Source organism: Nocardioides sp. ChNu-99 (genome assembly GCF_029493445.1).
Taxonomy (GTDB): domain Bacteria; phylum Actinomycetota; class Actinomycetes; order Propionibacteriales; family Nocardioidaceae; genus Nocardioides.
On record NZ_JAHWBL010000082.1, the window covers coordinates 1 to 12,870 of the forward strand.

The following is a 12,870-nucleotide window of genomic DNA, read 5'->3' on the forward strand; positions in this document are numbered from 1 at the left end:
CCTGCGCGCCGACCTGGCGGCGCTGCGGCTCGAGCACCTGCCGGCGGCCGGCCCCCCGGTGGTGGTGCCGCGACGCCTGACGACCGCCGCGCCGCACCCCGCTCCCCTGCACGACGCGCCGACCCACGTCGGGGTCGGTACCGCGCGGCTCGCCCCGGGCGCGCCCGCCCCGACCCGCGTCGACCGACCGGTGGCCGCGGCGCCGCGGCGTTCCGCCGTACCGGCCGTGTGGCTGCTCGTGCTGGGGCTGCTCGCGACGGTGGCCGGCGCCTACCTGCTCCTGACCGCCTGACGGCCCCGGCGGCGCAGCAGCACCACGCCCCCGGCAAGGCTGCCGAGGCCGAGCGCGAGCAGCGCGCCGCCGGTGACGAGGCGCGCCACCGACGCGCCCGCGCCGTCGCCGGAGAGCGTGACCTCGTCGGAGAGCTGGTCCTCGCCGAGCAGGAACGCGGGCTCGCTGGCGTACGCCGGCCCCGCGGCGTCCGCCGGGCCCGCGACCGCCACGCGGAGGGTCACGGGCACCGGGTACGCCGTGGCCTCGCCGTCGTAGCCGGGGTCCGAGGTCACGACCACCACGTGCTCCCCCGGCAGGGAGGGCCCACCGGCCTCGTGGCGCTGCAGGTAGCCGACGGCCGGCAGCTCCGCGTACGCCGTGGTGACGTCCGAGCCGAGGGTGGAGTCGACCGTCGTGGCGCGCTGGGCCAGCATCGGGTCGAGGATGCGCACCCCGAGCCCCACGCCCGCCCCGGCCTCGTCGAGCGCGTCCTCGTCCAGCCCGTCCGCCACGGCCTCGACCGCCACGGACTGGCCCCACCCGAGACGCACCCGGTAGGCGGTCTGGCCCCCGACCCGGACCGTGCCGCGCCAGATGCCGGTCGTCAGCACGGGCGCGGTCGTCACGTCCGTCGAGCCCTCCTGCGCGCGCGCCGCGCCGTCGACGTCTACCGGGCCGGGGTCGGGCGCGTCGGCGGGGGCGGGCAGGTCGTCGGTGTCGCCGACCGGCGCCTCCTCCACCACCCGCAGCCAGACCGGCGACGAGGTGTCGACCACGGGAGCGGAGCGCTCGACCGTGACGCGCACCGAGGTGGTCTCGGCGCAGGGCGCCGCCGACGGGTCCTCCTCGCGCGGGTCGCCCGGCCCGGCCGCGAGGCCCAGCGTGAGCAGGCCGACGCCACCGCCGTCGTAGCGGACGATCGAGTCCGACGCGCAGGAGTCCCCGTCGGGCGCGCTGATCTCGAGGCGGAACCCGTCCGCCGCCCCCGGCGCCGAACCCGGGGTGGTCGCGGCGACGTGCACGGTGCTGCCCTCGACCTGGCGGCGGTAGGACAGGTGGAGCGCCTCGCCCGGCCCGTCGCTCGGCCCGAGCTCGGCACGGCTCCACCCGGCGGGCAGCGCGGCCGGGGCGCCCGGGTCGTCGGCGTCCAGGCGTGGGGCGTCCTCGGGCAGGGACAGCTGGGGAGCGCTCTCCTCCTCGGCTGCTCCCGCGGGTACGGCGGACGCCACTCCCAGCGCCGCGGCGGGCACGAGCAGGGCGACGGACAGTGCACGGGCCGCGCGGGGCCGAGGGCCGGGGCGGGCCATCAGAAGTCGCCCGCGTCGCGCCGCACGGGCGCCAGGAGCGCGGACACCGCGGCGTGCTGCTCCGCGTCGAGCGCCCCGAGCGCGAAGTCGGCGGCGAGGAGGTCGGCGGTCGCCCGCTCCACGAGCTCGCGTCCCTGCGGGGTGATCTCGGCGAGGACGGCGCGGCCGTCGTCGGGGTGCGGGCGGCGCTCGACGAGGCCGGCGGCGGCGAGGCGGTTGACGATCGAGGTGACCGAGGTGGGGTGCACCTGCAGCCGCTCCCCCATCTTGCCCAGCGGGAGCGAGCCGCGGGAGGAGAAGACGAGCAGGACGAGCGCCTCGTAGCGGGCGAACGTCAGCCCGTGCGGCTTGAGCAGGGCGTCGAGGCGGGCGATGACGAGCTGCTGCACCCGCATCAGCGAGGTGACGGCGTGCATGACCGCGCCACCCTCCCAGCGCAGCTCCCACTGGCGGCGGGCCTCGTCGATGGGGTCGAACGGGAGCGCCACGTCAGTTGACCTGGGGCCGGCCGCGGACGCCCGAGCGCTGCACGACGCGTTGGATGGACAGGTCGCGCTGGTCGGGGCGTCCGACGTACCGGATCTCGCGCAGGCCCTGGGCCTGGGCCGCGGACTCGAACACGAAGTGGCCGTAGCCGAGGACGCGCCCGACGAGCGGCTTCTTGACGGTGATGTCGAGGATCCGGGTCAGCGGCACGGTGGCGAGCTGCTGGGAGAACACGCCGTGCACGCGGTAGACGCGCATGTTGGTGACGACGAAGCGGTCCATGTGCACGACGAGGACCTTGTAGACGCCCCACGCCGCGACCACCCCGGCCAGCAGGATCGGGAACCAGCCCCAGTCGAGCGGGAGGAACGGCACGCTCGCCAGCAGCGCGAGGGCGAGCAGGCAGATGAGGACGGGCACCACGAAGGTCACCCAGTGGTGGCGCACCTCGTCGACGATGACCTCGCCCTCGTCGCGCAGCAGGTGCCGGGCGATGTCCGGGTCGGTCACCGCGGCGATCAGGCCCACGACGACCTCACGACGGGCTCACAGCGGGCTCAGGAGAGCTCGCCGACGAAGCGGATGACCGCGCGGAAGAAGGACACGAGCAGGTCCCACGCCTCACCGCCGCCGTCGCGGGCCGTGGCCGCCAGGCCGCTCGGGTCGGTGAACATCCAGAAGCCGAGGAACACGACGACGAGGAGCAGCACCACCTTCTTCGCGCTCACGTCGTTCCTCCAAGCCATGGACGTCGTTCCCGGACACAGACCGGCATGTTTCTACCAAGAGCCCCGCCCGGTTCGGCGCAGGCGCGCCCGGGCGGAGCGACTCACCCGTCGGTGGGCGTGCCGCCGACGCCGTCGGTCGCGGCCAGGAGTGCGTTGGCCGCTCCGTACGGGTCGCGCCTGCCCGCCACGACGTCGTCGGCGAGCACGTCGAGGTCCGGGCCCCCGGACCCCCGGCCGCCGCCGGCGATGCCCGCCCACGTACGGCGCAGGTGGGTCAGCGCGATGGCCTCCACCTCCTCGCGGGCGCGCCGGCGGCGCCGTACGGCGAGGTGCCCCGTCGTCGCGAGCCACGCGCGGTGCTCCTCGAGCCGGTCGACGACCTCGCTCACGCCCTCACCGCTCTGCGCGGTGGTGGCGAGGATGGGGGGACGCCACGCGTCGGCGGGACGGTCGGCGAGGTTCAGCATGCCGCGCAGCTCTCGGCGCACCTGGTCGGCGCCCCCGCGGTCGGCCTTGTTCACGACGTACAGGTCGCCGACCTCGAGGATGCCGGCCTTGGCGGCCTGGATGCCGTCGCCCATCCCCGGCGCCAGCAGCACGACGGTGGTGTCGGCGAGGCCGGCGACCTCGACCTCGCTCTGCCCGACGCCGACGGTCTCGACCAGCACCACGTCGAACCCGGCCGCGTCGAGCACCCGCAGCGCCTGCGGGGTGCTCCACGACAGCCCACCGAGGTGGCCGCGGGACGCCATCGAGCGGATGTAGACGTCCGCGTCGGTCGCGTGGTCGCCCATCCGGATGCGGTCGCCCAGCAGGGCCCCGCCCGAGAACGGCGAGGACGGGTCGACGGCCAGCACGCCGACGCGGCGCCCACGGGCGCGCAGCTCGGTGACGAGCGCGTTGGTGGAGGTCGACTTGCCCACGCCCGGCGAGCCCGTCACGCCGACCACGTGGGCGTGACCGGTGTGCGGGGCCAGCAGGGCCATCGCCTCCCGCAGGCGGGCGGCGCGGGCGTCCTCCCCGTCGGCGCGGGGGGCGCCGCCGGCGTCCTCGACCAGGGAGACGAGCCGCCCGACGGCACGCGGGTCACCCCCGCGCGCCGCCGCGACCAGGTCGGGGACCGACGCCGTGCGGCGCCGCCCCCGGGCCGGGGTCGCGGCGGTGAGCGGGGGTGCCTCGCTCACGCGGGGACGCGGATGATCAGGGCGTCGCCCTGGCCGCCGCCGCCGCACAGCGCGGCGGCGCCGGTGCCACCACCGCGGCGCTTGAGCTCGAGCGCGAGGTGCAGCACGATCCGGGCGCCCGACATGCCGACGGGGTGGCCCAGCGCGATGGCGCCGCCGTTGACGTTGACCTTGTCCTCGGAGACGCCGAGCTTGCGGGCGCTGGCGATGCCGACGGCAGCGAAGGCCTCGTTCATCTCGAACAGGTCGATGTCCTCCACCGAGATGCCCTCCTTCTCCACCGCCTTGAGGATGGCGTTGGCGGGCTGCTCCTGCAGCGTGGAGTCGGGGCCGGCCACCTGGCCGGACGCACCGATCTCGGCGATCCAGCTCAGGCCCAGCTCCTCGGCCTTGGCCTTGCTCATCACCACGACCGCGGCGGCGCCGTCGGAGATCTGCGAGGCCGAGCCGGCCGTGACCGTGCCGTCCTTGCTGAACGCCGGGCGCAGCTTCGCGAGGCTCTCGGGGGTGGTGTCGGCGCGCACGCCCTCGTCGGTGGAGACGACGACCGGGTCGCCCTTCCGCTGCGGGATCTGGACCGGCACGATCTCGTCGTCGAAGACGCCGTTCTTCTGCGCGGCCGCCGCGAGCTGGTGGCTGCGGGCCGCGAACGCGTCCTGCTCCTCGCGGGTCAGCTTCTCGGCCTCGCTGTTGCGGTCCTCGGTCAGCCCGCCCATCGGCTGGTTCGTGAACTGGTCGTAGAGCGCGTCGTACGCCATGGAGTCCACCAGCGCGGTGTCGCCGTACTTGAAGCCCGCGCGGGACTTCGGCAGCAGGTGCGGGGCCTGCGTCATCGACTCCATGCCGCCGGCCACGACGATCTCGTGCTCGCCGGCCCGGATGAGCTGGTCGGCCAGGGCGATGGCGTTGATGCCCGACAGGCAGACCTTGTTGATGGTCAGCGCCGGCACGTTCATCGGGATGCCGCCCTTGACGGCCGCCTGGCGGGCCGCGATCTGGCCGGCACCGGCCTGGATCACCTGGCCCATGATCACGTACTCGACCTGGTCGCCGGAGACGCCGGCGCGCTCGAGCGCGCCCTTGATGGCGACGCCGCCCAGGTCGGCGCCGGTCAGCGACGTGAGGCCGCCGAGCAGGCGACCGATCGGGGTGCGGGCACCGGCGACGATGACGGAAGTGGTCATGGGACATGCCTCCAAGTTGGGGTTCGCTGCGTGAGAGAACGTGCCGCGCGGAGCGGTCGGAGGTCAAGGCTACCGACGAGTCACTTCGTGACCGGCCGCGGTGTCGCCGTCGTCACACTCCCCGCCGGGGCCGCGGTGCGCCGTACGTACGATGCGCCCCATGTCCGCACCCCTGGAGATCCCCGCGCACCTGTTCACCGCCATCGACCACGTCGGCATCGCCGTGGCCGACCTCGACGAGGCCATCGCCTTCTACGAGGGCACCTTCGGCATGAGGGTCGCCCACCAGGAGACCAACGAGGAGCAGGGCGTCCGCGAGGCCATGGTCGCCGTCGGCGACTCGGGCTCCTTCATCCAGCTGCTCGCCCCGCTGACCCCCGAGTCGACCATCGCCAAGTTCCTGGACCGCTCCGGGCCCGGCCTGCAGCAGCTCGCCTACCGCGTCGTCGACGTCGAGCAGGTCTCCGCGATCCTGCGGGAGCGCGGCGTGCGCCTGCTGTACGACGCGCCCCGCCGCGGCACGTCGGACTCGCGCATCAACTTCGTGCACCCGAAGGACGCCGGTGGCGTGCTCGTCGAGCTGGTGCAGCCGGCCGCCGACGCGCACCACTGACGGGTCCGCTCACGCCAGCAGGAGGTCGGTGTCGCGGGCGTCGGTGACGAGCATGTGGCCGGGCGCGTGCGTGAGCGCGAGGCCCGGGCGCGACTCGACCACCGCCGCCTGCGCCGTCACCCCGCATGCCCAGAACACGGGCACCTCGCCCGGGCGCATCGTCACCGCGTCGCCGTAGTCCGGCCGGTCGAGGTCGGTGATCCCGAGCGCGGCGGGTTCACCCACGTGCACCGGCGCGCCGTGCACGCCGGGGTAGCGCCCGGTCACCCGCACCGCGTCCGCGACGCGGTCCGCGGGCACGGGCCGCATCGACACCACGAGGGGCCCGAGAGGGCACCGGCGGGCCGGCAGCGCCGCGTGGTGCGGTACATCGGCACGTTGACCCCCTCGCTCTGGTGCCGCACCTCGATCCCCGCCACCTGCAGCGCGTCCTCGAAGGTGAACGAGCAGCCGATGAGGAAGCTGACGAGGTCGTCGCGCCACCACCCCAGCAGGTCGGTGGGCTCCTCGACGAGCTCGCCCTCGCGGAAGACCCGGTACGCCGGCAGGTCGGTGCGCACGTCGCCGTCGAGCAGCGCACCGGCCACCGCGCCGGGCTCGAGCACCTCGAGCAGCGGGCACGCACGCGGGTTGCGCTGCGCGAACACGAGGAAGTCGTAGGCCTTCGCGCGCGGCAGCACCAGCAGGTTGGCCTGCGCCCAGCCGCGGCTCCAGCCCGCGGTCGGCGTCACCAGTCGGCGCGGAACCGCCGGCGGGCCTCGTGGGGGGTCAGCGACCCGCGGGTGGTGGCGTCGTCCATCAGGATCCTCCGGTCTCGTCGGTGCCGGCCCGCACCCAGCGGAACCGGACGGTCTCCCCGGGGCGCACCTGGGCGGCGCGGTCGACGTCGGCGTCGACGACGACACCGACGACGGGGTACCCGCCGGTGACGGGGTGGTCGGCCAGGAACAGCACGGGCTCGCCCGACGGCGGCACCTGCAGCGCGCCGCGGGTCGCGCCCTCGCTGGGCAGCAAGGCGTCCGGGTCGGCCGCGCGCAGGAGCCCCGCCGGCGCCTCCCCGTCCGGGCCACCGCGCTCGAGGCGCATGCCGACGCGGTCGGTGCGCGACGACGCCCGCCACGCGCCGGTGGTCAGCACGCCGGCGTCGGCGACCCAGTCGTCGCGGGGCCCCCGCACCACGCGCAGCACCACGTCGCCCGGGTCGCTCCCGGGGGCCGGCGGCACGCCGTCGACGACCGGCTGCCCGGTGACCTCGTCGCCCACGGGCAGCACCGTGCCGGGCCGCAGCGGCGCCGGCCCGATCCCGGCGAGCACGTCGTGGCTGCGGGAACCCAGCACGGCCGGCACGTCGATCCCCCCGCGCACGGCGAGGTACGAGCGGAGGCCGCGGGTCGGCGTACCCACCGCGACCCGGTCCCCGGTGCGGGCCGCGACGAGGGCGCCGGGGCCGACCTCGCGGCCGGCGACGACGAGCGGAGCCGGGGCTCCGGTGAGGCAGAGCCACACGACCGCGCCGGGCGCGCCGGTGACCTCGAGCTCGAGACCCCCGAGGGTGACCTCGAGCGCGGCGGCTCCCGGGGCGTTGCCGAGCAGCCGGTTGGCCAGGGCGTGGGCGGCGCGGTCCGCGGCGCCGGAGCGGCCCACCCCGATGCCCGCCTGCCCGGGGCGACCGGTGTCCTCGACGTACGCCGGTCCCCCGACGCGGTGGACGAGCAGCGCGGGCCGTGCGGGGCGCGCGGGCGTGCTCACGTCGCCTCCGTGAAGCGCACCGCGGCCCCCGGGCGGAGCAGGGCGGGCGGCTCGCGATCGAGGTCCCACAGCACGAGGTCGGTGCGGCCCAGCAGCTGCCAGCCGCCGGGCGAGCTGCGGGGGTAGACGCCCGAGAACTCCCCCGCCAGGCCGACCGCGCCGGCGGGCACGCTGGTGCGGGGCTCGGAGCGCCGCGGCACACGCAACCGGGGATCGCCGCCGACGAGGTAGGCGAATCCCGGCGCGAAGCCGCCGAAGGCCACGCGCCACGGCCGGCCGGTGTGGGCGGCGACCACCTCGCGCGGGCTCAGGCCGGTCAGGGCCGCGACGTCCGCGAGGTCGGGGCCGTCGTACACGACGGGGATCTCGACGGTTCCGGCGTCGAGAGCCGTCCCCCGCTCCCCCGCCGCGTCCCCCGCCCGGTCGCCCTGCTCGGCCGCGGTGCGCTCCGCCGCGGCCCGCACGGCGGCGACCGGCACGCCGGGGCGCGCGACGAGCAGCACGGTGCGCGCGGCCGGGACCACCTCGGCGACCGGACCCTCGGGACCGGTCGCGCCCGCCACGGCGAGCGCGTCGACGAGCCGGACCACCGCCGGGGTGTCCTCCACCTCGACGAGGACCGCGCGGTCGCCGTACGGCAGGAGGCGGGCGGTGCTCACACGAAGGCCCCGAGCCGGACGCCGGCGTCCTCCAGGCCGGTGCGCACCGCACGGGCCATCGCGACGGCCCCGGGCGAGTCGCCGTGCACGCACACCGAGTCCGCGGTCACCGCGACGCTCGAGCCGTCCACCGCGACGAGCGTGCCCTCGGTGACGAGACGGACCATGCGGGCCGCGACCTCCGCGGGGTCGTGGAGGACGGCGCCGGGCTCGCGGCGGGACACGAGCGTGCCCTCGGGGGTGTAGGCGCGGTCCGCGAACGCCTCCCGCACGGTGCGCAGGCCGGCGGCGTCCGCGAGGCGGAGCAGGGCCGAGCTCGGCAGGCCGAGCACCGGCAGCGACGGATCGAGGTCCAGGACCGCGTCGACCACCGCCCGGGCCTGCTCCTCGTGGTGCACGACGGCGTTGTAGAGCGCGCCGTGCGGCTTGACGTAGGCGACGCGGCCGCCCTCCGCGCGGGCCAGCGCGTCGAGCGCCCCGGCCTGGTACAGCACGTCGTCGGCGAGGTGCCGCGGTTCGACGTCGATGAATCGGCGGCCGAAGCCGGCCAGGTCGCGGTAGCCGACCTGGGCGCCGATCGCGACGCCCCCGGCCACCGCCAGCCGGCACGTGGTGCGCAGCGTCGTCGGGTCCCCGGCGTGGAAGCCGCAGGCGACGTTGGCGCTCGTCACCAGGCCCAGGACGGCTTCGTCGTCGCCGAGCTCCCAGCGGCCGAAGGACTCGCCGACGTCGCTGTTGAGGTCGACCGTGGTCCCGTTCCCGATCGGGTCCGTCACTGCCATCCCGTGCTCCCGCCTCAGAGGTCCATCAGGGGCGTGAACGAGCGCCACGCCAGGAACAGGGTCAGCAGCCAGGCCAGCACGCCGATGGCCAGGAGCCAGCGCGGGTAGCGGTAGCCGTGCAGGAGGTCGCGGCGGCGCCAGGCGATCCACAGCAGCAGGCCGAAGCCGATCGGCAGGATCATGCCGTTGAACGCCCCGGCGAAGACCAGCAGCGTCACGGGCGCCTGCTCGATGACGAGGTAGACCACCGTCGTCGCCGCGATGAACCCGACGGTCAGCAGGTTGCGGGTGCGGGCCGGGGTCGCCGAGGTGGTGACGAACGAGATCGAGGTGTACGCCGCGCCGATCACCGACGTGAGGGCCGCCGCCCACAGGATGAGCCCGAAGACGCGCAGCCCGGCCTCGCCGGCGGCCGCCTCGAAGGCGCTGGCCGCCGGGTTCGACTCGTCGAGCGCCGTCCCCCCGGCGATGACGCCGAGGATGGCGAGGAAGAGCACGACGCGCATGAGGCCCGTGACGAGGATGCCGACGACAGAGCTGCGGGAGATGGCCCGCACCGCCTCCGGGCCGGTCGTCCCCGAGTCGAGCAGGCGGTGGGCGCCGGCGTACGTGATGTAGCCGCCGACCGTGCCGCCGATGATCGTGGTCACCGCGAGCACGTCGAACTCCGTCGGCGCCACGACGTTGCGCAGGGCGTCCCCGACCGGGGGGCCGGACGTGACGGCGATCGTGGCCGTCGCGACGATCATGACCATCCCGAGCACGACGACGACCCGGTCGAGGGCGACCCCGGCCCGGGCGCTGAGGAAGATCCCCGCCGCGACGACCGCGGACAGGGCGCCGCCCCAGCGGGGGTCGAGGCCGAGGAGCGCGTCGAGGCCGAGGCCGGCTCCCGCGACGTTGCCGATGTTGAAGACGAACCCGCCCACGACGACGAGGCCGGCGAGCAGCCACCCGGCCCCGGGGGCGACGTCGCCCGCCAGCTCGTGGGCCCGGCGACCGGCGACGCCGATCACCCGCCACACGTTCAGCTGCACGGCGACGTCGACGAGGATCGACAAGACGATGGCGCAGGCGAAGGCCGCGCCGAGCTGGACCGTGAAGGTCGCGGTCTGCGTGATGAAGCCGGGTCCGATGGCGCTCGTGGCCATCAGGAAGATCGCGCCGAGGAGCGCGGAGCGGCGGCTGGCCGAGCTCACGGCCTCCTTGAGCGGCGGGGTGTCACCCATCGCGGGGTCCCTTCGTGGTCCGGACTGGCGGGTGTCGATCACCGTAAGGACTGTTGAACAATCCCGCAATCCCCTCGCGTGGCCCGGGCCACGTGCTCGGCGACCGCCCGGTACCCCCGGCCGCTAGGGTCACGGCCGTGGCCGCCTCCGAGCTCGACCCCCTCCTCGCCTCCTTGGGCGAGGCGCGCCGGGCCCGCCGCACCGTCATGAGCACCTCCGCCGACCGCGCGGCCCGCCTGCTGCGGGAGCAGGTCGTCGAGGGCACGCTGCGCTCGGGCACCCGGTTGCCCGAGGTGCGGCTCGCCGACGCACTGGGCGTCTCGCGCAACACGCTGCGCGAGGCCCTGAGCCAGCTGGTGGCCGAGCGGATCCTCGTGCGCGAGGAGCACCGGGGCGTGCTGGTCGCGACCCCCGACACCACCGCGGTCCGCGACGTGTACGCCGCGCGCCTCGTGATCGAGCCCGCCGCCGTCCTCCACGGCCCGGCGCTCGACCCCGCGCACCTGGCGGCCCTCGACGCCGCCGTGCGCGAGGGCACGACGGCCGGTGACCGCGGCGACTGGCCCGCGGTGGCGAGCGCGAACCAGCACTTCCACCGCGCGGTCGTCGCCCTGTCCGGCAGCGAGCGCCTCGTCGCGCAGATGGAGCTGCTGCTGGCCGAGATGCGCCTGTTCTTCCACCAGATGGGCGACCCCGAGCCGTTCCACGCGCCGTACCTCGAGGAGAACGCGGTGATCGCGGGTCACCTGCGCGCCGGGCGGCGCGACGAGGCGGCGACGCGGCTCGCGGCGTACCTGCGGGCCGCGGAGCGGCAGCTCGTCGCCGCCTACGAGCAGCGCACGGTCGGTGGGGACGGTTGACCCGGCCGCCGGGCGCTGCCACGCTCCCGCACCAGGGTGCCGCGGTGAGACACCGGTCACTATGTGACCCACGCCCGGTTACTCGTGGGTATCTTCCGGCCAGCCCTGCTCTCGACCCCACAGGAGTGCACGACGTGCAGAACATCCTCGACGCCATCCAAGCCGGTGACACCACCAGCGAGGACTTCGCCCACCTCGAGCTGCCCGAGTCCTACCGGGCCGTCACGGTCCACAAGGACGAGGTCGACATGTTCGAGGGCATCGCGACCCGCGACAAGGACCCCCGCAAGTCGCTCCACGTCGAGGACGTCGCGCTGCCCGAGCTCGGCCCCGGCGAGGCGTACGTCGCGGTGATGGCCTCCGCGATCAACTACAACACCGTGTGGACCTCGATCTTCGAGCCCGTCTCGACCTTCGGGTTCCTCGAGCGCTACGGCCGCCTCTCCGAGCTGACCAAGCGCCACGACCTGCCCTACCACGTGGTCGGCTCCGACCTCGCCGGCGTCGTGCTCAAGACCGGTCCCGGCGTCACCAAGTGGCAGCCCGGCGCCGAGGTCGTGGCCCACTGCCTCTCGGTCGAGCTCGAGGACCCCGCCGGCCACGACGACACGATGATGGATCCCCAGCAGCGCATCTGGGGCTTCGAGACCAACTTCGGCGGCCTCGCCCACATCGCCCTGGTCAAGTCCAACCAGCTCCTCGCCAAGCCCGACCACCTCACCTGGGAGGAGGCCGCCTCCCCCGGCCTGGTCAACGCCACCGCCTACCGCCAGCTGGTCTCCAAGAACGCGGGTCAGATGAAGCAGGGCGACAACGTCCTGATCTGGGGCGCCTCCGGCGGCCTCGGTGGCTTCGCGACCCAGTACGCCCTCAACGGCGGCGCCAACCCGATCTGCGTGGTCTCCAACGAGGAGAAGGCGAAGATCGTGCGCTCGATGGGCGCGGAGATGGTGATCAACCGCTCCGAGGAGAACTGGAAGTTCTGGAACGACGAGGGCACCGAGCAGAACCCCCGGGAGTGGCAGCGCCTGGGCAAGCGGATCCGCGAGCTCACCGGCGGCGAGGACATCGACATCGTCTTCGAGCACCCCGGGCGCGAGACCTTCGGCGCCAGCGTCTACGTCACCCGCAAGGGCGGCACCATCACCACCTGCGCCTCGACCACGGGCTACATGCACGAGTACGACAACCGCTACCTGTGGATGAACCTCAAGCGCATCGTGTCCAGCCACTTCGCCAACTACCGCGAGGCGTTCGAGGCCAACCGCCTCATCGCGCAGGGCAAGATCCACCCCACCGTGTCGCGCACCTACAGCCTCGACGAGGTCGGCCAGGCCGCGCTCGACGTGCACCACAACAAGCACCAGGGCAAGGTCGGCGTGCTGTGCCTGGCCCCCACCGAGGGGCTCGGCGTGCGCAACCACGAGATGCGCGAGAAGCACCTCGACGCCATCAACCGCTTCCGCGGCGTCTGAGCGACCCGCACGACCGCCGCACGCCCGTCCCCGGTCCACCGGGGGCGGGCGTGCGCACGTCCGGGGCCCGTCCGGGGCCCTGGCAGCGGCCGCCGCGGGACGCCACGCCGGGGCGGGCGTCGGGCTGTGATCCGTCCCCGCGATCCGCAACACTGGACCCCGCGTGCGTGCCACCCAGCACCCACGCACCCCGACGCGAACCGCGCGTCGAACCGCGCGCAGAGGAGTTCTCCAGCATGAGCGACAAGGGACTGTCGATCTTCGACGAGGAGCCGGAGACCGGCACCGCCAACCCCGACGACCAGTCGACCCAGGCGATCCCCGCCGTCGGCGGGGCCGG

General features: G+C 75.0%; 16 protein-coding genes. 4 read left to right on the forward strand and 12 right to left on the reverse strand.

What is annotated here, in order from left to right:
- A partial coding sequence (locus tag KK617_RS17525) for a hypothetical protein (protein ID WP_277501460.1) occupies positions 1–292 on the forward strand: 292 nt, incomplete at its 5' end.
- On the opposite strand, the gene KK617_RS17530 is transcribed toward KK617_RS17525, so the two are convergent.
- The 6 genes from KK617_RS17530 to KK617_RS17555 form a co-directional block, all read right to left on the reverse strand.
- Positions 271–1,581, reverse strand: a complete 1,311-nt coding sequence (locus KK617_RS17530) for a hypothetical protein (protein ID WP_277501461.1) — start codon at positions 1,579–1,581, stop codon at positions 271–273. The two genes, KK617_RS17525 and KK617_RS17530, sit on opposite strands and share 22 nt — an antisense overlap.
- On the reverse strand, positions 1,581–2,069 hold the full coding sequence (locus KK617_RS17535) for a MarR family transcriptional regulator (RefSeq protein ID WP_277501463.1): 489 nt from the start codon (positions 2,067–2,069) through the stop codon (positions 1,581–1,583). The genes KK617_RS17530 and KK617_RS17535 overlap by 1 nt, the downstream gene beginning before the upstream one ends.
- A 1-nt stretch (position 2,070) precedes the next feature.
- On the reverse strand, positions 2,071–2,577 hold the full coding sequence (locus KK617_RS17540) for a PH domain-containing protein (protein ID WP_277501464.1): 507 nt from the start codon (positions 2,575–2,577) through the stop codon (positions 2,071–2,073).
- Positions 2,578–2,624: 47 nt separating this feature from the next.
- The gene (locus KK617_RS17545; RefSeq protein ID WP_277501465.1) at positions 2,625–2,795 is read right to left on the reverse strand and encodes a hypothetical protein; all 171 of its coding nucleotides are present in this window, start codon (positions 2,793–2,795) and stop codon (positions 2,625–2,627) included.
- A 101-nt stretch (positions 2,796–2,896) separates the two neighbouring features.
- Complete coding sequence (gene meaB / locus KK617_RS17550; RefSeq protein ID WP_277501466.1) at positions 2,897–3,979, reverse strand: methylmalonyl Co-A mutase-associated GTPase MeaB; 1,083 nt, start codon at positions 3,977–3,979, stop codon at positions 2,897–2,899.
- The gene (locus KK617_RS17555) at positions 3,976–5,163 is read right to left on the reverse strand and encodes an acetyl-CoA C-acetyltransferase (RefSeq protein ID WP_277501467.1); all 1,188 of its coding nucleotides are present in this window, start codon (positions 5,161–5,163) and stop codon (positions 3,976–3,978) included. The genes meaB and KK617_RS17555 overlap by 4 nt, the downstream gene beginning before the upstream one ends.
- A gap of 160 nt (positions 5,164–5,323) precedes the next feature.
- Here KK617_RS17555 and mce point away from each other — a divergent pair, with 160 nt between their 5' ends.
- Positions 5,324–5,776, forward strand: a complete 453-nt coding sequence (gene mce, locus KK617_RS17560; protein WP_277501468.1) for a methylmalonyl-CoA epimerase — start codon at positions 5,324–5,326, stop codon at positions 5,774–5,776.
- A 9-nt stretch (positions 5,777–5,785) separates the two neighbouring features.
- Here the strand turns inward: mce and KK617_RS17565 are convergent, their stop codons facing one another.
- The 6 genes from KK617_RS17565 to KK617_RS17590 all read right to left on the reverse strand — a co-directional run bounded on the left by KK617_RS17565 (position 5,786) and on the right by KK617_RS17590 (position 10,195).
- A complete protein-coding gene (locus tag KK617_RS17565; protein WP_277501470.1) occupies positions 5,786–6,076 on the reverse strand; it encodes a DUF1445 domain-containing protein in 291 nt (96 codons plus the stop codon).
- Positions 6,040–6,507 carry a DUF1445 domain-containing protein gene (locus KK617_RS17570; protein ID WP_277501471.1) on the reverse strand — a complete coding sequence of 156 codons (468 nt, stop codon included), beginning with the start codon at positions 6,505–6,507 and terminating at the stop codon, positions 6,040–6,042. Before KK617_RS17570 ends, KK617_RS17565 begins: the two co-directional genes overlap by 37 nt.
- A 67-nt stretch (positions 6,508–6,574) precedes the next feature.
- Entirely contained in the window at positions 6,575–7,525 is a 951-nt protein-coding gene (locus KK617_RS17575; protein WP_277501472.1) for a biotin-dependent carboxyltransferase family protein, read from the reverse strand.
- Positions 7,522–8,184 (reverse strand): allophanate hydrolase subunit 1, encoded by a 663-nt coding sequence (locus KK617_RS17580; protein WP_277501473.1) that lies wholly within the window; start codon positions 8,182–8,184, stop codon positions 7,522–7,524. Before KK617_RS17580 ends, KK617_RS17575 begins: the two co-directional genes overlap by 4 nt.
- Positions 8,181–8,966 (reverse strand): 5-oxoprolinase subunit PxpA, encoded by a 786-nt coding sequence (locus KK617_RS17585; RefSeq protein ID WP_277501474.1) that lies wholly within the window; start codon positions 8,964–8,966, stop codon positions 8,181–8,183. The genes KK617_RS17580 and KK617_RS17585 overlap by 4 nt, the downstream gene beginning before the upstream one ends.
- Positions 8,967–8,980: 14 nt before the next feature.
- Positions 8,981–10,195 carry an NRAMP family divalent metal transporter gene (locus tag KK617_RS17590; protein ID WP_277501475.1) on the reverse strand — a complete coding sequence of 405 codons (1,215 nt, stop codon included), beginning with the start codon at positions 10,193–10,195 and terminating at the stop codon, positions 8,981–8,983.
- A gap of 137 nt (positions 10,196–10,332) precedes the next feature.
- Here KK617_RS17590 and KK617_RS17595 point away from each other — a divergent pair, with 137 nt between their 5' ends.
- Together KK617_RS17595 and ccrA are read left to right on the forward strand one after the other, a co-directional pair.
- On the forward strand, positions 10,333–11,055 hold the full coding sequence (locus tag KK617_RS17595; RefSeq protein ID WP_277501476.1) for a GntR family transcriptional regulator: 723 nt from the start codon (positions 10,333–10,335) through the stop codon (positions 11,053–11,055).
- A gap of 134 nt (positions 11,056–11,189) precedes the next feature.
- Entirely contained in the window at positions 11,190–12,530 is a 1,341-nt protein-coding gene (ccrA, locus tag KK617_RS17600; RefSeq protein WP_277501477.1) for a crotonyl-CoA carboxylase/reductase, read from the forward strand.
- The last annotated feature ends 340 nt before the right edge of the window (positions 12,531–12,870 follow it).

Bases quoted from the DNA above. Each gene is read 5' to 3' on its own strand.
- KK617_RS17530 (WP_277501461.1), bottom strand. From the start codon at position 1,581: ATGGCCCGCCCCGGCCCTCGGCCCCGCGCGGCCCGTGCACTGTCCGTC.
- KK617_RS17555 (WP_277501467.1), bottom strand. From the start codon at position 5,163: ATGACCACTTCCGTCATCGTCGCCGGTGCCCGCACCCCGATCGGTCGC.
- mce (WP_277501468.1), top strand. From the start codon at position 5,324: ATGTCCGCACCCCTGGAGATCCCCGCGCACCTGTTCACCGCCATCGAC.
- KK617_RS17585 (WP_277501474.1), bottom strand. From the start codon at position 8,966: ATGGCAGTGACGGACCCGATCGGGAACGGGACCACGGTCGACCTCAAC.
- KK617_RS17590 (WP_277501475.1), bottom strand. From the start codon at position 10,195: ATGGGTGACACCCCGCCGCTCAAGGAGGCCGTGAGCTCGGCCAGCCGC.